This is a genomic window from Streptomyces sp. NPDC037301 (assembly GCF_055602785.1).
In genome coordinates this window covers 21515-41356 of the sequence record NZ_JBVJWD010000055.1, presented here as the reverse complement: position 1 = coordinate 41356, position 19842 = coordinate 21515, and the positions used below count along the sequence as shown (strand labels likewise).

Below are 19842 nucleotides of genomic sequence, written 5' to 3'. Positions count from 1 at the left end.
CCCCCCCCCCCCCCCCCCCCCCCCCCCCCCCCCCCCCCCCCCCCCCCCCCCCCCCCCCCCCCCCCCCCCCCCCCCCCCCCCCCCCCCACCACCCATCCGGTGCACCGCCGCCAGGGGAGCCCACCGCTCCCCCACACAGACCGGAAAGACCATGGCTTCCACCACACCGATAGACACGCCGCCGGCACCGCCGGTGGCGCGCAAGAGCGCCAGGCCCAAGACCGGGCGCGCGGGCGACAAGATCTTCCTGGGCCTCTCAAGGGGCTCGGGCATTCTGCTGCTCGTGATCATGGCGTCGATCGCCGTGTTTCTCACCTACCGCGCCGCGCTCGCCGTGTCCAAGGACGAAGGCAACTTCTTCACCACCTTCGACTGGAACCCGGCCGGCGACCCCCCGGTCTTCGGCATCGCGGTCCTCCTCTTCGGCACGATCGTCAGCTCGATCATCGCGATGGCCATCGCCGTCCCGGTCGCTGTCGGTATCGCCCTGTTCATCTCGCACTACGCGCCGCGCAAGCTGGCCGCGCCCCTCGCGTACGTCGTCGACCTGCTCGCCGCAGTGCCGAGCATCGTGTACGGCATCTGGGGGGCCCTCTTCCTGGTCCCGTACCTGGAGGGCCTGAACCTCTGGCTCGACCAGTTCTTCGGCTGGACCTACTTCTTCGAGAAGACCGAGGTCGGCGTCGCCCGCTCGCTCTTCACCGTCGGCATCCTGCTCGCGATCATGATCCTGCCGATCGTGACCAGCGTCAGCCGCGAAGTCTTCCTCCAGGTCCCGAAGATGAACGAGGAAGCCGCCCTCGCCCTCGGCGCCACCCGCTGGGAAGTCATCCGCCTCTCGGTGCTCCCCTTCGGCCGCTCCGGCGTGATCTCCGCCTCGATGCTGGGCCTGGGCCGTGCGCTCGGCGAGACGATGGCCGTCGCCACGGTCCTGTCGCCGAGCTTCGTCATCTCCGGACATCTGCTCAATCCGGGTGGCGGAACCTTCGCCCAGAACATCGCCGCGAAGTTCGACGAAGCCGACGAGCTCGGGCGCGACGCCCTGATCGCCTCCGGCCTCGTGCTCTTCATCCTCACCCTGCTGGTCAACGGCGCGGCCCGGCTGATCATCGCCCGCCGCAAGGAATACTCGGGGGCCAACGCATGAGCCAGGCAGCCAACACCGGCATCCAGGAACGCCCCACCCCGATGGCGCCCACACGCAAGACCAGCCTCAGCAGCCGGGCCCTGCCCCGCTGGGCCCCCCTCGCCTTCGCGGCCGTCGCGATCGCACTGGGCGTGGGCATCGGCGCGGCGGCGGGCTGGCGCAGCCACACCCAGTGGGGACTGCTCTCCGCCCTGCTCTTCGTCGTCATCTCGTACGTCACGACGACGGTCGTCGAGAACCAGCGCCAGGCCAAGGACCGCCTCGCCACCAGCGTCGTCTGGGTGTGCTTCCTCCTTGCCGTCGTCCCGCTGTTCTCGCTGATCTGGACGACGGTCAGCCGCGGCGCCAAGGTCCTCGACGGTTACTTCCTGACCCACTCCATGGCCGGTGTCCCCGGCATCGAGGCGGGCGGCGGCGTCTACCACGCGCTGATCGGCACCCTGGAGCAGGTCGGCATCGCCACCCTGATCTCCGCCCCGATCGGCCTGCTGACCGCCGTCTACCTGGTGGAGTACGGCAAGGGCGCGCTCGCCAAGGCCGTCACGTTCTTCGTCGACGTGATGACGGGTATCCCGTCCATCGTCGCCGGTCTCTTCATCCTGTCGATCATGCTGATGGCGGAACTCCAGCCATCCGGCCTGATGGGTTCGCTGGCCCTGTCGATCCTGATGCTCCCGGTCGTGGTCCGCTCCACCGAGGAGATGCTCAAGCTCGTCCCGAACGAGCTCCGCGAGGCATCGCTCGCCCTCGGCATCCCGAAGTGGCGCACCATCCTGAAGGTGGTCATCCCCACCGCGATCGGCGGCATCACCACCGGTGTGATGCTCGCGATCGCCCGGATCGCCGGCGAGACCGCGCCGATCATGCTGCTGGTCTTCGGCAGCCAGCTGATCAACCCCAACCCCTTCCAAGGTGCACAGTCCTCGCTCCCGTTCTACATCTGGGAGCAGTACAAGATCGGCAGCGAGCCGTCGTACGACCGTGCCTGGGCCGCCGCCCTGGTCCTGATCGCCTTCGTCATGATCCTCAACCTGGTGGCCCGCGGCATCGCCCGCTGGAAGGCCCCGAAGACCGGCCGCTGACCGCGGCACGAAAGAAGCAGTGATTCAGATGGCCAAGCGCATCGACGTCAGCGGCCTGTCCGCCTACTACGGCTCCCACCTCGCCATCGAGGACATCTCGATGACCGTGGAGCCCCGCTCCGTGACCGCCTTCATCGGCCCGTCCGGCTGCGGCAAGTCCACCTTCCTGCGCACCCTGAACCGTATGCACGAGGTCACCCCCGGTGGCCGCGTCGAGGGCAAGGTGCTGCTGGACGACGAGAATCTGTACGGGACGAACGTCGACCCGGTCACCGTGCGCCGCACGGTCGGCATGGTCTTCCAGCGTCCGAACCCGTTCCCGACCATGTCGATCTTCGACAATGTCGCGGCGGGCCTCAAGCTGAACGGCTCGTACAAGAAGAACCAGCTGTCGGACATCGTCGAGAAGTCCCTGCGCGGCGCCAACCTCTGGAACGAGGTCAAGGACCGGCTGAACAAGCCCGGCTCCGGTCTCTCCGGCGGCCAGCAGCAGCGCCTGTGCATCGCCCGCGCGATCGCGGTCGAGCCGGAGGTACTGCTGATGGACGAGCCGTGCTCCGCCCTGGACCCGATCTCCACCCTCGCCATCGAGGACCTGATCGGCGAGCTGAAGGAGCGCTTCACGATCGTCATCGTGACGCACAACATGCAGCAGGCGGCCCGTGTCTCGGACCGCACGGCGTTCTTCAACCTCGCGGCGGTCGGCAAGCCCGGCAAGCTCGTGGAGATCGACGAGACGGAACGCATCTTCTCCAACCCGTCCGTTCAGGCAACCGAGGACTACATCTCGGGACGCTTCGGATAGTCACCCGGCAACGGGGCTGACGTGGGCCGGGGGCGTGGGTGGTTACGCCCGGTGGTGGGTTTCCACCGGCGAACCGCCTCACCCCTCCGGCGAACCGGCCTTGTCCTCAGACTGCCTTGAGGTGCTGCATGGCGGTGCCACCGCAAGGCGAAGGGGCCGCCCCCACTCCCCGCAGGGGGAGTGGGGGCGGCCCCATTTCCGTACAACCACGATCACGCCGGGCAAAGGGCGAAGCGGCCACCGGACGACCCCGGCGACCCCACCGCCCCGTCACCCGAACAGCAGCACCACAACCCCGTAACTGGCGGCGGCGACCAACCCCGCGGCCGGCATCGTGATGAACCACCCCAGGATGATGTTCTTGGCAACACCCCACCGCACCGCGTTCACCCGCTTCGTGGCGCCCACACCCATGATCGCCGAGGTGATCACATGCGTCGTGGAGATCGGCGCGTGAAACAGGAACGCCGAGCCGAACATGATCGACGCGCCCGTCGTCTCCGCGGCGAACCCCTGCGGCGGGTCCAGCTCGATGATCTTCCGGCCGAGCGTCCGCATGATGCGCCAGCCACCCGCGTACGTACCCAGCGAGAGCATCAGCGCGCAGACGAGCTTCACCCAGACCGGAATCGGGTCGCTCGGGCTCTCGACATCGGCGATGACCAGGGCCATCACGACGACACCCATCGTCTTCTGCGCGTCCTGCAGACCGTGGCCGAGCGCCATGCCCGCGGCCGAGACCGTCTGGGCGATCCGGAAGCCGCGCTTGGCCTTGTGCGGGTTGGCCTTCCGGAACATCCACATGATCGCGACCATCACCAGATAGCCGACGACCAGGCCGATGACCGGCGAGAGGAACATCGGGATGACGACCTTGTCGAGCACCCCGTCCCAGTGCACCAGTGTCCCGCCGGCGAGCGCCGCACCGACCATGCCGCCGAACAGCGCGTGCGAGGACGAGGACGGCAGCCCGAAGTACCAGGTGACGAGGTTCCAGATGATCGCACCGACGAGCGCGGCGAAGAGGATTCCCATCCCCTTGTCCCCCTCGGGGGTCGCGATCAGACCCTCACTGACGGTCTTGGCGACACCGCTGCCGAGGAATGCACCGGCAAGGTTCATCACCGCGGCCATCGCCAGTGCCGCACGTGGTGTCAGTGCACGGGTGGAGACGGACGTGGCGATGGCATTCGCCGAGTCGTGGAAGCCGTTCGTATAAGTGAAGCCGAGCGCGACACCGATGGTCACGATCAGCGCAAAGGTGTCCACGTGGTTCAGGACTCCTTGACCGCGATGGTCTCCACCGTGTTGGCGACATGCTCGAACGCGTCGGCCGCCTCTTCCAGCACGTCCACGATCTGCTTGAGCTTCAGCACCTCCATGGCGTCGTACTTGCCATTGAAGAGATGGGCCAGCAGCTTGCGGTGGATCTGGTCGGCCTGGTTCTCCAGACGGTTGACCTCGATCCAGTACTCGGTGAGGTTGTCCATCGTCCGCAGACCCGGCATCGCCTCGGCGGTCAGCTCGGCCGCCCGGGCCAGCACCTCGATCTGCTGCGCCACGCCCTTGGGGAGTTCTTCGACCTGGTACAGCACGACCAGGTCGACGGCCTCCTCCATGAAGTCCATGATGTCGTCGAGCGACGATGCGAGGTTGTAGATGTCCTCGCGGTCGAACGGCGTGATGAAAGAGGAGTTCAGCTGGTGGAAGATCGCGTGGGTGGCATCGTCCCCCGCGTGCTCCGCTGCCCGCATGCGCTCCGCGATCTCGACTCGGGAGGCAGAGTCCGCCCCGAGCAGTTCCATCAGGAGTTTCGAGCCCGTGACGATGTTGTCCGCGGATGCGGAGAACATGTCATAGAAGCTCGTCTCCCTGGGGGTCAGACGAAAGCGCACGTGGGGTCCTCGGATGCTTTGGATTCGGTCAGGCTGATGCTAGGCGCATCATCCGGCCACGGCTAACCGGCATTCTTCAGTGTCGCGCATCGGGCACTGTGATCAGCACGGGCCCCCGGTCACGGTTCGGCAGAATTCGTTAGGATATACCCACCAGGGGTATATAAACGGCAGGGTTAAGGGAAAACGGGAGGCAGCAATGACCACCACCGAGGCCGCGGAGACGGAGCCCGTCGTCACCGACCACGACCGGGGTATTCACGGCTATCACCACCAGAAGGACGAACACCTCAAGCGGCTGCGCCGGATCGAGGGCCAGATCCGCGGTCTGCAGCGGATGGTCGACGAGGACGTCTACTGCATCGACATACTCACCCAGGTCTCGGCGTCCACGAAGGCGCTCCAGTCCTTCGCGCTCCAACTGCTGGAAGAGCACCTGCGGCACTGCGTCGCCGACGCGGCGGTCAAGGGAGGCGACGAGATCGACGCGAAGGTCGAGGAGGCCACGAAGGCCATCGCCCGCCTGCTCCGTACCTGATACGGGGAGATGCCCGGTGCGGGAAGAATGCCCGGTGCCGGCCGGGGATGCCCGGTGCGGGGCAGGGTCTGACGCGGGGCGGGGCCCCGCACTCACCCCCGGTGGTCGGCCTGCCGGGGGACGGCGGTTCGCTCAGTGATCACCCGGACGTTCAGCACCTCGTCGATACGGTCCGCACTGAGCCGTTCCCCGATCGCGGCCGACGCGGCGATCATCAGCTCACCGCAGAGCTCGATCTCGGCGAGGGCCACATGGTCAGATACGGTCCGCGTGCCGAGCGTCACCACGTCACTCACCTCTCACTGCCGTCGCCGACTTCCTAGCGTAGGGAGCGGACCACACGCCGCGCATGGCACGGACGGACCATTTCGCACCCGCCGGCATGCCTACGCCCCCGCCTTCGTCCGTGCCCTCGCCCGAGTGCCGCCCGGCTATCTCTGCCGGATCTTCCCGGTGTAGATGTCGCGATCGTCCGGCAGTCGCACGGAGACCGGTACCCCGAATCCGTACAGCAGCGTCGTCGACACCACCTCCACCGCCGGCCCCTCGTTGGCGAAGCTGAACCGGTGGCGCACCTTGCGCAGCCGCCCCTGTTCGTCCAGATACGCGTCGAACGCCACCGTGTCCGTGTGGAACCCTTTCGCCGCCGCGGCCAGTGCCCCGCGAGATTTCGGCGATGCCTCGCGCGCCGCCCGGCCGATGTCCGAGATCCCCCGGTAGTGCCGCACGGCCACTCCGGCGAGCTCGGTCCTTCCTACGTACGTCACCTGCCGCGCCCCGCGCAGCAGTTCGGCGGCGGCCGTCGGATCGGTCACTCCGCCAGTGACCAGATTGCCGTCCTCCAGGGTCGTCGTGTCGATCCTGACCCACTTGTCCGCGGGCACACCGGCGCCGCGGTTCATCATGTAGAGCGCACCGGGGGCCAGCAGTTCGGTGATGGGACGGTGCTCGTCCTCGCCGGCGGCGTCCTCGGGCAGCACGACCTTGAGCCGGCCCACCTGGTTGCGGAAGTCGTACGTCCCCCGGCCCCTGATCGTCACCCGCGTCCCGCCCGCCGCGGTCTCCATCGACGTACGCACCTCGGCGCTTCCGGCGACGGACCGGGCTCCGGCCCCGATCACCGTCCCCGTCCCGGTCCCACTCACCGTCCCCGCGAGCACCGCGGCCGCGCGGTGGACCGCGTCGAGGGAGTCGGCCCCGCCCCGTTCATCGGCCATGGCACGGTCGCCGCCGCCACCGCCGCCCGAGCATCCGGCGGTCGCCGCCATCACGCCCACCACGGCAAGGGCGCAGACAGCGCGCGCCCCGCCTCCGGACCTGTGCTGCTGCACCACCATCGCCTGCCAACCCCCAACGACGTACCGCTTGCCCGAGCCCTCCACCCGTTCCGCATAACGACAGCCCGTGTCCCCCGTCACGCCGCTCCCGTACGCCACACCGCCGGGTGGCCGTGCCCAGTACCGTGGACGGGTGTATGTCCAACACACCGATGAGGTCCCGCAAACTCCCCCCACCCCCGCGTCCTTTGGGCACGAGCCCACGACCGTGGAACGCGGCTCGTTCTGCACCGCCCGCTGCAGCTGCGGCTGGTCCGGGCCGGCCCGCCGCTCCCGGGACCGGGCCCGCACGGACGCCGCGGAGCACAGCGCGGCGTCCTGACTCCCTCGTTCCACTCCCCTGACCTCTCCCCCACCGACCGGCCCTGAGCTCCACGACCCGGAGGTCCGATGAACCTGCCACCCCTGCCCGACCGGCGCACCCTGCTCACCGCGGGCGCCACAGCAGCACTCACCGGCGTCACCGCGACCGCCTGCAGCGGCACATCCGTCGCCGGTTCCGGAACCGGCGACGGGGGCAACTCCTCGGGCACGTCAGGCACCGCGGGCAACACCACTCCTGCCTCACCGGTCTCATCGGTCCCGTCGAAACCCTCCCCCTCCGGCCCGGCGAACTGGTCCGCCCTGGCCAGGAGCCTCGACGGCACCCTCGTACGCCCCCAGGACGCGGCCTACCCGACCGCCCGTCAGCTCTACAACACCCGCTTCGACGTTCAGAAGCCCGCCGCCGTCGCATACGTCAGGCACGAGGCGGACATCCGCGAGTGCCTGGCCTTCGCCCGTCGCACCGCCACCCCCGTGTCCATCCGCAGCGGCGGTCATTCCTACGCCGGCTGGTCGAGCGGCAACGGACGCCTCGTCCTTGACGTCTCGTCACTGTCCCGCGTCGACAGGAACGGCACGATCGGCGCGGGCGCCAAGCTCATCGACGTCTACCGGGGCCTCGCCCGCCACGGTCTGACGATCCCCGGTGGCTCCTGCCCCACGGTCGGCATCTCCGGCCTCACCCTCGGCGGCGGCCACGGTGTCGCCTCCCGCGCGTACGGCCTGACCTGCGACAGCCTCACCGCGGCGACCGTCGTCACGGCCGACGGCAAGACCCTCACCGCGGACGCCAAACACCACCCGGACCTCTTCTGGGCGCTGCGCGGCGCGGGCAACGGCAACTTCGGCGTGGTCACCGAGCTGACGTTCCGTACCCGCCCGGCCCCGCAGACCGTCACCGCGTACATGTCCTGGCCGTGGTCGCGCGCCCGGGCCGTCATCCAGGCCTGGCAGGAGTGGGGACCGTCCCAGCCCGACCAGATCTGGTCCTCGGCACATCTCGCCGCGGGCCCGGGCGGCGGCCACCCGACCGTTTCGGTGGCCGCGTTCAGCCTCGGTACTTACGGCGAACTGCAGAACGCCGTCGACCGCCTCGCCGACCGGATCGGTGCCCCGGCCTCCTCCGTCTCGCTGCGCCGCCGCAGCTACCAGGAGTCGATGCTCGTGTACGCGGGCTGCTCGGGCATCACCGACGCCCAGTGCCATCTGCCGGGCACGACACCCGGCCGCACCCCACAGGGCACCCTCCAGCGCGAGACGTACGCCGCCGCGTCCGACTTCTACGACCGCTCCCTGCCCCCGGCGGGCGTGAATGCCCTGCTCGACCGGGCCGAGGCGTTCACCCGGATCCCCGTCACCCAGGGCGGAGGCGGCGGCTCCATCGCGCTCACCGCACTCGGCGGGGCGATCAACCGGGTCTCCCCACAGGCGACGGCCTTCGTCCACCGCCGCTCACGCGTACTCGCCCAGTACATCGGTGCCTGGAGACCCGGCACGGCGGGCAGCGCCCAACAGGACTGGCTGAAAAACACCCACGCGGCGATGCGCCGGTACGCGTCCGGAGCGGCGTACCAGAACTACACGGACCCGACGCTGACCGACTGGCGCCGGGCCTACTACGGCTCGGCGGCCGACCGTCTCACCCAGCTGAAGAAGCAGTACGACCCCGGCCGCCTCTTCGCTTTCCCGCACGCTCTCTGACGTACGGTGATGCCCGTGCCGTGCGGTCACGGGCATGACGTACGGCCACGGGCCTGGCGTCCGGCCCGGGGGCTCGGCGTCCGACCACAACCCCGGCCCCGGCACCGGCCACCGATGGTCCCGGCCGCCTCCTACGCGGCCAGGTCCTTCTCGCCGGCCCCGCCGCCAGTCCCCGGCCGCGGCTCGGGAATCCCGAACGCCCCGGCCCGCCCGTCCGCCGCAACCGACAGCTCCGGCCGGCGCGACCGTACGAGCCACCCGAGCCGGTCCGAACGGGAGACGGCCGCCACCAACGGGGTCAGCAGCATCATCGCCAGCGGGGCGAGCAGCAGAGCGGCTGCCGTGCCGAGCGCGAATCCGCCGATGACGTCGGTCGGGTAGTGGACACCCATGTAGATCCGGCAGAAGCCTTCCAGCAGGGCGAGCGCGATCGCGGCGATGCCGAACTTCCGGTTGGCCACGAAGAGCCCGACGGCCAGAGCCATCGCCATCGTGGCGTGGTCGCTCACGAAGGAGAAGTCGTTCTTCCCGTCCACCAGGACATCCAGCCCCTGGTGATCCCGGAACGGACGCGGCCGCTCCACGAAGCCGCGGATCGGGATGTTGATGAGCAGCGCGATCCCGGCGGCGAGCGGCGCCCAGACGATCCCGGCGACCGCCGTCACCGAGTCATCGGCCGTGCCGCGCCGGCGCACGCTCCACCAGCACCACAGGACCACCAGGACCATGCCGAGCATGATCCCGTACTCGCCGACGAACTCCATGACCCGGTCGAACCAGGTGGGAGCGGACTTCGCGAGTCCATTGATGTCATAGAGCAGGCTGACGTCGGGGTTCGACCCATCCAGTGCGAGTCCAGCCATCTGCTGCGGCCCCTTGCCTTGTCTGCTACCGCGGTCCACACCCATGTGCACCGCTTTGACGAACCCCCGTGTCGGTTCGATCACTGCGTGGATCGGTAAATCGGTAATGCGCGGATCAGTACTGCGTGGCGGCTCTGTCCCTGAGGTCTTCCCCGGTCGGCGCCGCATGGTCGGTGCACCACTGTCCGGTCCACCCAGGGAACGACGTGCCCCGTGCGTACGTTCCACTCTCCACCGAATGATCACCATGACGTTATCGAAGAGTGACTCATCGTCGCAGCTCAGGGCCCAGGCTTCACGGAGAGTTCCGGCCACCGCCGGCCCGGCGTCATGCCGCCGGGAGGGCGGTCGGAAGGGCCGCGGCCCCGTCCTTGGTCACGCGCGTCGCCCCGAAGTAGTCGGGCGTATCGATCTTGTCGAACCGGATCACGGCCCCGGTGTACGGAGCGTTGATCATGTACCCGCCGCCGACGTACAGCCCCACGTGGTGGATGGCCCGTGAGTTGTTCAGATCGTCCGAAAAGAACACCAGGTCACCCGGGAGCAGTTCGTCCCGCGAGGGGTGCGGCCCGGCGTTGTACTGATCGTTCGCCACCCGGGGCAGCTCGATGTCCACGGTGCGGTACGCGGCCTGGGTCAGCCCCGAACAGTCGAACCGCCCGCCCTGCGCGGCCGTACCGTTGCCGCCCCACAGGTACTTCGTACCGAGCTTCTTCTGCGCGAAGTAGATCGCCCCGGCCGCCTGCTGCGAGGGCTGCACCCGTCCGACGGGCCGGGCGAAGCTCTTCTCCAGGGACCGGATGATGGTGACGTAGTTCTGCGTCTCCTCAATGTCCGGAACCCCGCCCGACCGGATCACCCGGTACGCACCGGCGTTGTACGCGGCCAGCATGTTGTCCGTCTGATCCCCCGGCACCTTCTTCACGTACCCGGCCAGTTCGCAGTCGTACGAGGCCGCGGACGGAATCGCATCGGCCGGGTCCCATACGTCCCGGTCCCCGTCCTTGTCCCCGTCGATCCCGTGACCGGCCCAGGTGCCCGGGATGAACTGGGCGATGCCCTGAGCGGCGGCGGGACTCTCGGCCCGGGGGTTCCACCCGCTCTCCTGATACAACTGGGCGGCCAGCAGGGCCGGGTTGATGGCGGGGCAGAGGTTGCCCCACTTCTGCACCAGGGGCTGGAATTTCGCGGGCACCGCCCCCTTCGCCAGCGCGACGGCTCCGCTGCTGCCGGAACTGACCAGTCCGGCAGCAGCGGAGTACGTACCGACGACGAGCAGCGCCACGAAGCACATGGCCATGCCGACGCCGATGCCACCAACCACCCAGAATTTCCGCACCCCTCAACCATCCCCCATCGGAGCCGGGTTCATGAGCGATTTCGCGGGTGTGTACGAATCAACCGGGTCATCAAGGTCGTTGACCGGCCACTCCGGCGCACTGACCAGCCATCAGGATGCTCCGGTGGACCAGTAGTCGGAGTGCACGTTGGGGCGCGGAAGGGGATAGACCCCTTCGTAGGCGGGCCCGTTCGGCTTGGAGGTGGAGTCGGCGACCTTCGACTCCTTCACGCAGGGGCTGTCCGCTTCGAAGAACGCCTGCCCCTTGCCGCGGAAACTCACACTGATGCCGAAGCCGGCCTTCGTCTGTGCGTAGACCGCCGGGAACTCCTTGTCGTTGTTCTTCGCCTTGATGCGGTAATCGCTCTTGCGCCAGAACTTCTCGACCTGGTCCAGGAAGCTTTGCCGGCGCTCCGCCGACACGATGGTCATCACGGTGCGCCTGCGCGTCACATCGCAGCTGCCCGTCGTCGTCGGGCCGTGCGCCCACTGCACCTCGGGGTCGATCTCCTTCAGCACGGCGTCGAGCATGCCGTCGGACCGTTCGGCGGCCTCCTGCATGTCCATGCCGCTCTCCTTGGTGCTCTTGGTGCTCTTGGTGGCCCCGGCGCTCTCGCTGCCGCTCGATTGTCCGCTCTCGTTGCCGCAGCCGGACAGTGCGAAGCCGAAAGCCAAGGCCACCGCGACGATCTGGAACCTTCGCTTCATCGCTGTTCCTCCATCTTGAGCCGGTCGGAGTGTCCCGACACGATCAGAGCGATGCTGTCCGCCGACATAGCGTCCCGTACCGGATCGAAGTAGTTGGAGTGCGCGTCGAAGCTCACACCGTCGGTGCTGATCAGAGGCTGGCCGGGGGCCACCGGGAACCGCGTGCCCCCGAAGGCCTTGCTCGCCGGGTCCTTGCCGAACCAGAGGTCGTCGTCGCCCGGGTCGGCCAGGTCTCCGGCGAGGTATGCACCGGCGGGCCCTCCCAGAAGCATCCCGATCGCACCCACGGCGGTCTGTGTCTTGGACGGGAGCTTGGTCACCGGGTCGTTGGCCGCGGCACCGACGAAGACATGCCCGCTGCCGACGCCGAGGTCCACGGCGCGATCCACGCCCACCCCCGGACTGCCTACCAGAATGATGTCGTCCACCCCCGGAATACCACCGTCGCGCTGCGTCGCGGCGCCCACGGTACGTGAACCGTAGGAGTGCCCGATGGCCGTGATGTGCGGGTCCTTGTTCTGATTGGTGGCCGCGATACCACCCATGAAGTCGCTGTAGGCCACGCCGCCCTTCTCCGCACGGCCGGTGCCCGCGACCGCCAGGCTGTGCAGCCCGTCCGGCGTCTGCGGTGCGTCGTATCCCAGCCAGACGATCGACGCGGTGGACGAGTCGTAACCCTGGGCGCCGATCGCCGTGTCACGGGCACGCTTGAGATCGTTCTTCGCGAATTCCTCGTCGAGGGAGGTGTTCAGCCCCGGCACATAGGCCGACACGTTCTTCGAGGTGTCGGGGTTCCCGTAGGAGACGATGGCCCGCCCGTTGCCCTCGTCGCTGATGCCGATCAGGTACATCGGCGGCTTGCTCCCCTCCTGCAGCTGCCGGTCGATCTCCTTCAACGCCGCCAGCTGGTCCTTCGACTTGGAGTCGGTCTTCCCCTCCAGCTTCGAAATCAGGTCCGGGAGGTTCTTCCGGTTGGCCGCGTCCCTGTCCGCCACCGGGATGCCGTCCAGATTGCCGATCTTGTCCGGGGAGAGCTCCAGGTACTGATCGCGCTGTTGCTGCGTCAGCCCGTTCCACCAGTCCCTGCGTTGGGCGGCAGTCCCATTGTAGGGAATACGGTCGTTGAGGTATTTGCGCTTCGCGTCCCGTACCGCCGACTCGACGCGGCTACCGGAGCCGGGCAGCCCGGCCACCGCGCCGCCGCCCCCGCCGGAAGCCTTGGTCATGTCCCAGGCGGCGGCTACGTACTTGCCCTTGTCCCACTTGCCGCCGGCGCCCCGTGCGGCCTGGGCGTACTGGTCGGCGATGTCCTTGGCGGTGTCGACGGGGTGGGAGACCGTGTCGACGACACCGCTGACGTCGCCCCACAGGCCGTCGTCGCCGACGACGCCGGTGAGGAAGTTGCCGTCCGAGGGGCGGGAGGAGTCGGTGTCCGAGTTTTGTCTACCCGCGTCGACCTGCGAAGAAGAACCGCCGGAGGCGGATTCGGGGGAACCGCCGGAGGTGTCGGAGCCGCCGGTGCTGTCTGTGCCACCGGAGCCACCGGAGCTGCCGGAGCTGCCGGATGAGGCGGACCCGCCGGAATCCGAGCCGCCGGATGTGGTGGACCCGCCGGATGTGTCCGAGCCGCCGGACCCCGTGCCCCCGGTCACGGTCGCGCCCTCGGATCCCGCACCGCCGGCGGAATCGGATCCGCCCCCGGTCGAGGTGCCGCCGCCGTTACCCGTATCTGTGCCGTTGCCGGCGACCACGTCGACATCGGGTGCCGGGCAGGCGCTTCCGGTCAGCTGGCAGATGGCGTTACGGATCTCCCCGGTCAGCTGCCCGCCGATGCCCGTCGCCGCGAGCCCGCCGATGAGGGCCACGACCACGAGGATCATGCCCAGGTACTCCATCGCGGTCTGACCGGCGTCCCGACGCCACTTGATCATCCGCGCGATGCTGAACGGCCGGTGCTCGGCGCGCTGTTCAGGACTGAGCCCGAACCATTCGCGCGAGCCGGCCCGGAACAACAGGACGACGACGACAACCGGCATCACCAGTTGCGTCACACCCTGCCCGCCGGTGTCCTCGCTCAGTGTCGCCAGGGCGCCGAGGGCGAGCCAGACGTGTACGGCGAGGAGCCCGCGCCAGATCCAGACGCCGCCGGTCCGCATGTACAGCGACAGTACGAATCCGGTGACACCGGGCAGTGCGGCGTACAGCACCATGCCCAGGAGGTGACCGTCGACCGCATCGACGGACGACGCCACGACCAGCGCGTCGATCGCACCCACGACGGTGACGACGAAGAGCAGCCGGACGAGAATCAGCACCGCTTGCAGAGGACGCGACAACGACTGTCTGCCCGGACGGGCCTCGGCAGCGCTTATGCCGGCGCCACCCGGTACTGCTAATTCTCGTATGCCAGACACGACGAGTCTCCCAGCTTGGTGAGTGGGCGCAGCGACAGTTCCCCCGGTCTCTGTATGCGACCACACCAACACTGGGCGCGGCATGGGCCCCAGGGCCCAATGCAGGACTCAAAGTCCCAGGCGGCCAGCCTGTCCCTTACTCCACCGACTGGCCTGATATGGGCCATTGGGGATGATGACGTGACGTCAGGGAGCTCCGGCGGACCAGAAGTCGGAGCGGACGTTGGGGCGGGGGAGGGGGTAGACGCCCTCGTAGGCGGGGCCGTTTGATGGGGTGGTGGATTCGGCGACCTCCGACTCATTTACGCAGGGGCTGTCTACCTCGAAGAAGGCTTGGCCCGCACCACCGATAATCAGAGTGACGCCGAACCCATCTCTTGTCTGGGCGTAGATAGCTGGGGAGTCCACGTCATTGTTGACGCCCTTGATCCTGTAGTCACGATTCCGCCAAATGCGTTCCACCAGCCCCAGAAAGCTCCCCCGGCGCGCCGCGGACACAACGGTCATCACCGTGCGTCTACGAGTCACAGCACAACTCCCCGTGGTCGTGGGCCCGTGAGCCCACTGCACCTTCGGCTCAATACTCTTTAACGTCGCATCCATGATGCCGTCTGCGTGAACCGCCGCTTCCTGCATATCCATGTCAGTTCTCTTTCCATAGTTCACGCACCCGGCAAGTGACACACACAACAGAAGCGCCACAGTCATCATTCGGATTCGCGGCCTCATCGATAGTCCTCAGCCTTTACTCTCTCAGATTTGCCCGAAGCAATTAGAGCGATGCTGTTAGCCGATGAAGTATCCCTATCTGGATCGAAGTACTGACGGTGCGCATCGAATGAGACCCCTCTGCCACTGAGCAGTCGCGGACCTTCGTCCACAGGAAAACGTCGCGCACCGAACGCCTCGCTCGCCGGGTCCTTACCGAACCAGAGATCGTCGTCCCCTTGATCAGCGATATCTCCTGCGATGTAGGACACGGCCGGCCCTGCGGCGATCATCCCCACCACACCGACGGCGCTCTGCTGCTTGGACGGAAGCTTGGTCACCACGTCGTGTTCTGCAGCCCCGACAAAGACGTGCTCCTTCCCAACCCCTAGATCCTCGGCACGATCAACTCCCACCCCCGGGCTACCAACCAGGATGATGTCGTCAACCCCCGGGATCCCATTTCCATGCTGCGTGGCAGCACCCACAGTCCGCGAACCATAAGAGTGACCAATAGCAGTCAGATGCGGGTCCTCGTTATCATTCGTTGCTTTCAGGCCCGCCATGAAACCGTTGTAGGCCAACCCACCTCTTTCAGCTCTCTCGTCACCCATCACGGCAAAAGATCCCAGTGGGTCATCGACCGGCGTTTGCGGTGCGTCATAGCCGAGCCAGACAATCGCCGCACTGGAAGCGTCATGCGCCTGAGTTCCGATCGCCGTATCCCGAGCACGTTTGAGATCGTTCTTCGCGAAATCCTCGTCTAGTGCAGTACTCAACCCCGGCACATACGCCGAAACATTCCGAGCCGTATCGGGGTTCCCGAACGAGACAATCGCCCGCCCATTCCCCTGGTCCCCAATGCCGAGCAGGAACATCGGAGGCTGCCGCCCCTCCTGCAACTGCCGGTCGATCTCCCGCAACCCCGCCAACTGCGTCTCCGACTTCGCGTCGTCCCGCCCCTCCAGCTTCCCCATCAGCAGCTGCAGGTTGTCCCGGTTCGCCGCATCCCTCACCACAGCCGGAATGCCGTCCAAGTTGCCGATCTGGTCCGGGTACACCGCCAGGTACTCCTCGCGCTGTTCGTCCGTCAGGCCGGCCCACCAGGCCTTCCGCTCGGCCGGTGAGGCGTCGCGGGGGATGCCGTTTTTCAGGTAGCCGCGTGCCGCGTCCCGTACCGCGGCCGCATCGCCCGCCGCATCGGTCCACGTGGCGTCGGGGACCTTCAGGCCCTCCTCGGCCCTCATCTGGCGCAGGATGCGGGCGTACCGCCAGTCGATCTCGGCCGCCGTCCGTACGGCCTTCGCCACCCGGTCCGCGATGTCCTGCGCCTTCGACACGTTCGGGTTGGGCGCGACCAGACCCGAAGGCGGCAGGAGGCCCGGCAGGGAACCCACCGACGCCGTCCCGCCCGGCAGCGGCTTTCCGTCGATCAGGCCCTCGCCCGCCGCCGGATACGTCACCGAACCGTCCGCGTGCACGGTGAACTTCAGGGACTCCGCATCATCCAGTGCCTCCCGCAAAGCCCGTTGCTGGATGCGCAGCTCATGGGCCAGGCTGTTCAGCGTCGTACGGAGCAATCCGCACTCCGTGTAGACGTATTGCAGGTTCCGGCTCATCTGCTGCAGCCGACCGACCGCCGCGTCCGCCGCCGCGCCCCGCTGTGTACCGCGCAATCCGGTCAGGAGTTGCGTCTCGATGCGGTCCCGGCCCGCGTCGGCACGGTTGCTCGCCCTGCCCCACCCGTCGGCCGCACCCTCCAGTTCGCCGCACTTCAGGTCGCGCAACTGTGCCCAGGTGAGGGTCATCGCACCTCACCCCGACCCGACGACGCCACCGACGCGAACGACGCCTTTACTGTCTCGTCCGTCTCGCCCTGGGCCCGGGCGACAGCCCTCAGCTTCCCGGCCAGCGCCCCGCATTCCCCCCGCGCGAGCTCGAACCGTCGCACCCACGACTCCCGTACCGATCCCAGCTCCGCCAGCGCGGTCAGACCTCCGGTCCCCGCGAGCAGGCCCTGGTGCGCTGTCTCCAGTTCCGACTTCACCGGGCCGAGGTGCGTACACATCCCCTCCGCACCACCGGCGGCCCGTAACCAGACCCCGTCGCTGTGCTTCAGTACGTCCCTGCCGCCGCCACCCGCCTCGCCCGCCAGATCACTCAGCCGCTGCCGGCCCCCCGGCTGTCCCACCACTGCCACTCCGGCCACCCCGTTCCGTCCTTGATCGTGGAGCGGCACTGTGCCAAATCCAGTGCGGGCGACACGCCGCGCCCGCACGCGCCTCAAGGCGTCAGGCCCTCGCAGGCCCCGCGCACCAGGCCCCGCATTTCACCCGAACGGGCTACCACCACGCCGCGCCCGAGCCGGTCGGCCGGATCCGCCAACAGTGGCGGTCGCCACATGTCACGCACCGCTGGCGCGAGTTGGCAGACACACGGAGGGAACGTGGCTCGGAGTGCGACTAGTTGTAGGCGTGCACGGCATGGGCATACAAACCGACCCACCCATCGACGAACCCATCACCGCACACGAGACCCCGGTGAACGCCGACGGCCACCTCGTGGTCGCCTTCCGCGACGACGCGGGCGTTCGTCACCCGGAGTGTGCGTCCTGGCCGGACACCGGCACACCGGCCAGGTCGAGGAGTTCGTGCATGTCCTTCACGGGGAGGGCAGGGTTTCCCGCGACGGAGCCGACCGTGTCCGTATCGGCCAGTAGCTCTCGGATCCGTGACAGCGCAAGACGCGGACCGAGCTGCCGTCTCCCGCGTCTCCGGATCGCGGCTGAGTCTGTCCAGGGCCTCAGCCCCCAGCCCTGGATCACGCAGGGCCAGCCGCCGCCGCTTCGGGTCGCAGGAGTCGGCAAACCGGGCCGCGAGTCCTTCCGAGGGGAAGCTGGGCTTGGAGGCGAGCGTCATCACGGCGCGGTGCTCCCCGTTCAGGAACAGGTCGAGCAGCAGCTCCGGTGGTGGTTCCGGATGGAATTCGCACAGCAGCAGCCGTACGGCGAAATCCTCGTCCCTGGCCAGGAGTTCCACCAGTTCCTGCGGCAGCCCCGGGCAGGTGGCGGCGCTCCGCCGCAGCCACAGATGCGCGGACGTCGCGCACCGCCGCAGCACATCCATGTCTTCACGGGCCTCCCGCACCCACGCCAGGGGGGCCAACCGGTCCTCGGGACCGACGGTGTAGTCGATGGCGGCCCGTTCGTCCTCGGTCAGTTCGGGACGTGCGGAGGCGACGAGCCGTACGTGCGGGTCCGGGCTGACGGCGAGTCGTGCGACCAGGTCCGCAGGCAGCGAAGGGTTCGCGGCGAGCGACGACAGCCGGTCGCCCTCGGCCATCAGCCGCTCGGCGAGCTCGCGACTGAGCCGGCCCACCGCGAGCAGCCGTTGGAGCTGCCACGACTCCGCGAGGGCTTCGACGAGCCACGCGGTCCGCTCCTCGTCATCGCGGCACACGCACAGCGCGGCGGCCTGCCGGACCTCCGAGTCCTGATCGTTGAGCAACGACTCCTGTGCAGAATCGTCGAGTTGGTCCCACGCGCGGCAGGCCATACGCCGGAAGAACGGCTCCGGATGGTCCGCCATCCCGGCCAGCACATGGACCGGCACACCGGCGGAAGCGGCCGTCTCGTGGCGGATGGAGTCCCGTGAATGGGTGAGCAGCCGCTCGTACGCCCAGTCCGGCAGCGGCTCCACCGGCATCCGGTACGGATTCGGCCCCATGGCCAGGATGAGGCTGATCTTCGCGGACGGATCGTCGAGAAGGCGGGCGCGCTGGACCGGGTCGGCGTTCCAGCTCGCGGCGAAGGCCTCCCTGACATCCGGTTCCGGGTGGGTGAGGATCGCGTCGACCACCTCGGGCGACAGGCCCTTGCGCTGGGCGACGTTGCTTCTGACCTGCCGGTCGTCGCAGCCGAGCAGCCGCAGCAGCACGCTGCCGGGCGCGGCCGGGTTCCACGACAGCATCTGGAGTGCGACCTCGTGGTGACGGGCCAAGGAGTTCATCGGGCAGGCCACGTCCCCAGCGCCCGCGCAAGCCGCTCGCTCTGCGCCACGGTGATCCCCCGGGCGAGGCGCAGCCCGCACCGTGGACTCATCGAACCGTCGCACTGAAGGATGCCGTCGAACGACGGCTCACCGCCGCTGAGCGGCGACGGTCCGGGTATCTCCCAGCGGGCCGGCTCCCACAGGGGATGGTCCAGCAGAAGCCGAGCCGCAACACGCGCGGCCTCGGCCACCGGCGTGCCGGCCGCCCGGACCAGCGCCGCGCTCACCGCTTCCTCCGCGTCGCCCGGCAGATCCTCGTCACCGAGCGCGGGCAACAGGAGCAGCAGCCGGGCGTACGGGTCATGGACTCCGGGCGAGTTCGGGTCGGAAGTCGTGTTCGCGATATGGCTCAGCTCCTGCCAGGACAGCCCCGGCCCGGCCTGATGCCCATCCAGGGTGGCGAGATGACCGTGCCGACACCCCCAGTCGGGATGGGAGACGAAGTATTCCGTCCCCTGGTCATCGGGAAAGTTGCGGTTCACCACCACCACGCTGTGACCACCGCCGAACGGGATACGGAAGACCGGCCACCGTTCCTGGTCCACCAGTTTCTCGTACGCCTCGTCGAGATCGGCCTCGTCCGCACCGAACCACCCCGTGACCGGCTCACCGTCCTCGTCGTCCGTCTCACCCATCCACAACAGGTACGCGGCCCAGAAGCCCGGACGGGAGAGGAGATCCTCCCCCGCCACCAGCGGGTCGTCTTCATATCCGGAGATCAGCACGGCCCAAGACTGCCAGCGCGATGTCCGAGCCGCGTGAAGTTGGTTCAGCCGGGCCACGCCTGCGGTGCGTAAGAGGATCTACCGAGTCTCCTCAGCACTGCTCCGGGCCCCGCCGCCGTGGCGCGGAGCAGTTCCCCGAGGACCTGGCCGCCTCGGTCCCGGACTTCCCCTCGTTCGCGGCCTGGCTGGACGCCATGGCCCGTTCGG

19 protein-coding genes are annotated in these 19842 nt (G+C 68.4%); 6 read left to right on the top strand and 13 right to left on the bottom strand.

Annotated features, from left to right (window positions below):
- Positions 1 to 151: 151 nt before the first annotated feature.
- From pstC to pstB, 3 genes are read left to right on the top strand one after another with little or no spacing between them, the layout of a single operon-like run.
- A complete protein-coding gene (gene pstC / locus ACZ7IB_RS41875) occupies positions 152 to 1147 on the top strand; it encodes a phosphate ABC transporter permease subunit PstC (RefSeq protein WP_470920037.1) in 996 nt (331 codons plus the stop codon).
- Positions 1144 to 2229: a phosphate ABC transporter permease PstA gene (gene pstA / locus ACZ7IB_RS41870; protein ID WP_470920035.1), complete on the top strand. Its 1086-nt coding sequence runs from the start codon at positions 1144 to 1146 to the stop codon at positions 2227 to 2229. The genes pstC and pstA overlap by 4 nt, the downstream gene beginning before the upstream one ends.
- Before the next feature lie 28 nt (positions 2230 to 2257).
- The gene (gene pstB / locus ACZ7IB_RS41865) at positions 2258 to 3034 is read left to right on the top strand and encodes a phosphate ABC transporter ATP-binding protein PstB (RefSeq protein ID WP_383959836.1); all 777 of its coding nucleotides are present in this window, start codon (positions 2258 to 2260) and stop codon (positions 3032 to 3034) included.
- A 270-nt stretch (positions 3035 to 3304) separates the two neighbouring features.
- Here the strand turns inward: pstB and ACZ7IB_RS41860 are convergent, their stop codons facing one another.
- Together ACZ7IB_RS41860 and ACZ7IB_RS41855 are read right to left on the bottom strand one after the other, a co-directional pair.
- A complete protein-coding gene (locus tag ACZ7IB_RS41860) occupies positions 3305 to 4303 on the bottom strand; it encodes an inorganic phosphate transporter (RefSeq protein ID WP_327273922.1) in 999 nt (332 codons plus the stop codon).
- Positions 4304 to 4308: 5 nt separating this feature from the next.
- Positions 4309 to 4929 carry a DUF47 domain-containing protein gene (locus ACZ7IB_RS41855; protein ID WP_114245730.1) on the bottom strand — a complete coding sequence of 207 codons (621 nt, stop codon included), beginning with the start codon at positions 4927 to 4929 and terminating at the stop codon, positions 4309 to 4311.
- A gap of 199 nt (positions 4930 to 5128) precedes the next feature.
- On the opposite strand from ACZ7IB_RS41855, the gene ACZ7IB_RS41850 reads away from it, so the two are divergent.
- Positions 5129 to 5467, top strand: a complete 339-nt coding sequence (locus ACZ7IB_RS41850) for a metal-sensitive transcriptional regulator (RefSeq protein ID WP_470920032.1) — start codon at positions 5129 to 5131, stop codon at positions 5465 to 5467.
- A 92-nt stretch (positions 5468 to 5559) separates the two neighbouring features.
- Here ACZ7IB_RS41850 and ACZ7IB_RS41845 read toward each other — a convergent pair whose 3' ends face one another.
- Positions 5560 to 5754 (bottom strand): hypothetical protein, encoded by a 195-nt coding sequence (locus ACZ7IB_RS41845; protein ID WP_266359403.1) that lies wholly within the window; start codon positions 5752 to 5754, stop codon positions 5560 to 5562.
- A gap of 144 nt (positions 5755 to 5898) precedes the next feature.
- The gene (locus tag ACZ7IB_RS41840; protein ID WP_470920039.1) at positions 5899 to 6804 is read right to left on the bottom strand and encodes an SCO4651 family lipoprotein; all 906 of its coding nucleotides are present in this window, start codon (positions 6802 to 6804) and stop codon (positions 5899 to 5901) included.
- A gap of 133 nt (positions 6805 to 6937) precedes the next feature.
- Here ACZ7IB_RS41840 and ACZ7IB_RS41835 point away from each other — a divergent pair, with 133 nt between their 5' ends.
- Positions 6938 to 7126: a hypothetical protein gene (locus ACZ7IB_RS41835; RefSeq protein WP_470920030.1), complete on the top strand. Its 189-nt coding sequence runs from the start codon at positions 6938 to 6940 to the stop codon at positions 7124 to 7126.
- Between the two features lie 68 nt (positions 7127 to 7194).
- The gene (locus tag ACZ7IB_RS41830) at positions 7195 to 8829 is read left to right on the top strand and encodes an FAD-binding oxidoreductase (protein ID WP_470920028.1); all 1635 of its coding nucleotides are present in this window, start codon (positions 7195 to 7197) and stop codon (positions 8827 to 8829) included.
- 131 nt (positions 8830 to 8960) lie between these two features.
- Here ACZ7IB_RS41830 and ACZ7IB_RS41825 read toward each other — a convergent pair whose 3' ends face one another.
- The 9 genes from ACZ7IB_RS41825 to ACZ7IB_RS41785 all read right to left on the bottom strand — a co-directional run bounded on the left by ACZ7IB_RS41825 (position 8961) and on the right by ACZ7IB_RS41785 (position 19635).
- A complete protein-coding gene (locus ACZ7IB_RS41825; RefSeq protein ID WP_470920026.1) occupies positions 8961 to 9692 on the bottom strand; it encodes a phosphatase PAP2 family protein in 732 nt (243 codons plus the stop codon).
- Positions 9693 to 10020: 328 nt separating this feature from the next.
- A complete protein-coding gene (locus ACZ7IB_RS41820) occupies positions 10021 to 11031 on the bottom strand; it encodes a C40 family peptidase (RefSeq protein WP_470920024.1) in 1011 nt (336 codons plus the stop codon).
- A 111-nt stretch (positions 11032 to 11142) separates the two neighbouring features.
- The gene (locus ACZ7IB_RS41815) at positions 11143 to 11739 is read right to left on the bottom strand and encodes a hypothetical protein (RefSeq protein ID WP_470920023.1); all 597 of its coding nucleotides are present in this window, start codon (positions 11737 to 11739) and stop codon (positions 11143 to 11145) included.
- Positions 11736 to 14054, bottom strand: a complete 2319-nt coding sequence (locus ACZ7IB_RS41810) for an alpha/beta hydrolase (RefSeq protein ID WP_470920021.1) — start codon at positions 14052 to 14054, stop codon at positions 11736 to 11738. The genes ACZ7IB_RS41815 and ACZ7IB_RS41810 overlap by 4 nt, the downstream gene beginning before the upstream one ends.
- A 285-nt stretch (positions 14055 to 14339) precedes the next feature.
- Positions 14340 to 14882, bottom strand: a complete 543-nt coding sequence (locus ACZ7IB_RS41805) for a hypothetical protein (RefSeq protein ID WP_470920019.1) — start codon at positions 14880 to 14882, stop codon at positions 14340 to 14342.
- Positions 14879 to 16669, bottom strand: a complete 1791-nt coding sequence (locus ACZ7IB_RS41800) for an alpha/beta hydrolase (RefSeq protein WP_470920017.1) — start codon at positions 16667 to 16669, stop codon at positions 14879 to 14881. Before ACZ7IB_RS41800 ends, ACZ7IB_RS41805 begins: the two co-directional genes overlap by 4 nt.
- Complete coding sequence (locus tag ACZ7IB_RS41795) at positions 16666 to 17070, bottom strand: hypothetical protein (RefSeq protein ID WP_470920016.1); 405 nt, start codon at positions 17068 to 17070, stop codon at positions 16666 to 16668. The genes ACZ7IB_RS41800 and ACZ7IB_RS41795 overlap by 4 nt, the downstream gene beginning before the upstream one ends.
- Positions 17071 to 17323: 253 nt before the next feature.
- Positions 17324 to 18868 carry a hypothetical protein gene (locus ACZ7IB_RS41790; RefSeq protein WP_470920015.1) on the bottom strand — a complete coding sequence of 515 codons (1545 nt, stop codon included), beginning with the start codon at positions 18866 to 18868 and terminating at the stop codon, positions 17324 to 17326.
- Positions 18865 to 19635: a hypothetical protein gene (locus ACZ7IB_RS41785; protein WP_470920013.1), complete on the bottom strand. Its 771-nt coding sequence runs from the start codon at positions 19633 to 19635 to the stop codon at positions 18865 to 18867. The genes ACZ7IB_RS41790 and ACZ7IB_RS41785 overlap by 4 nt, the downstream gene beginning before the upstream one ends.
- Positions 19636 to 19842 lie beyond the last annotated feature (207 nt).

Excerpts from the sequence above, each read along its gene's own strand:
- ACZ7IB_RS41830 (WP_470920028.1), top strand. The coding sequence starts at position 7,195 with ATGAACCTGCCACCCCTGCCCGACCGGCGCACCCTGCTCACCGCGGGC.
- ACZ7IB_RS41800 (WP_470920017.1), bottom strand. The coding sequence starts at position 16,669 with ATGACCCTCACCTGGGCACAGTTGCGCGACCTGAAGTGCGGCGAACTG.
- ACZ7IB_RS41850 (WP_470920032.1), top strand. The coding sequence starts at position 5,129 with ATGACCACCACCGAGGCCGCGGAGACGGAGCCCGTCGTCACCGACCAC.
- ACZ7IB_RS41815 (WP_470920023.1), bottom strand. The coding sequence starts at position 11,739 with ATGAAGCGAAGGTTCCAGATCGTCGCGGTGGCCTTGGCTTTCGGCTTC.
- ACZ7IB_RS41790 (WP_470920015.1), bottom strand. The coding sequence starts at position 18,868 with ATGAACTCCTTGGCCCGTCACCACGAGGTCGCACTCCAGATGCTGTCG.
- pstC (WP_470920037.1), top strand. The coding sequence starts at position 152 with ATGGCTTCCACCACACCGATAGACACGCCGCCGGCACCGCCGGTGGCG.
- ACZ7IB_RS41825 (WP_470920026.1), bottom strand. The coding sequence starts at position 9,692 with ATGGCTGGACTCGCACTGGATGGGTCGAACCCCGACGTCAGCCTGCTC.
- ACZ7IB_RS41805 (WP_470920019.1), bottom strand. The coding sequence starts at position 14,882 with ATGAGGCCGCGAATCCGAATGATGACTGTGGCGCTTCTGTTGTGTGTG.
- pstA (WP_470920035.1), top strand. The coding sequence starts at position 1,144 with ATGAGCCAGGCAGCCAACACCGGCATCCAGGAACGCCCCACCCCGATG.
- pstB (WP_383959836.1), top strand. The coding sequence starts at position 2,258 with ATGGCCAAGCGCATCGACGTCAGCGGCCTGTCCGCCTACTACGGCTCC.
- ACZ7IB_RS41840 (WP_470920039.1), bottom strand. The coding sequence starts at position 6,804 with ATGGTGGTGCAGCAGCACAGGTCCGGAGGCGGGGCGCGCGCTGTCTGC.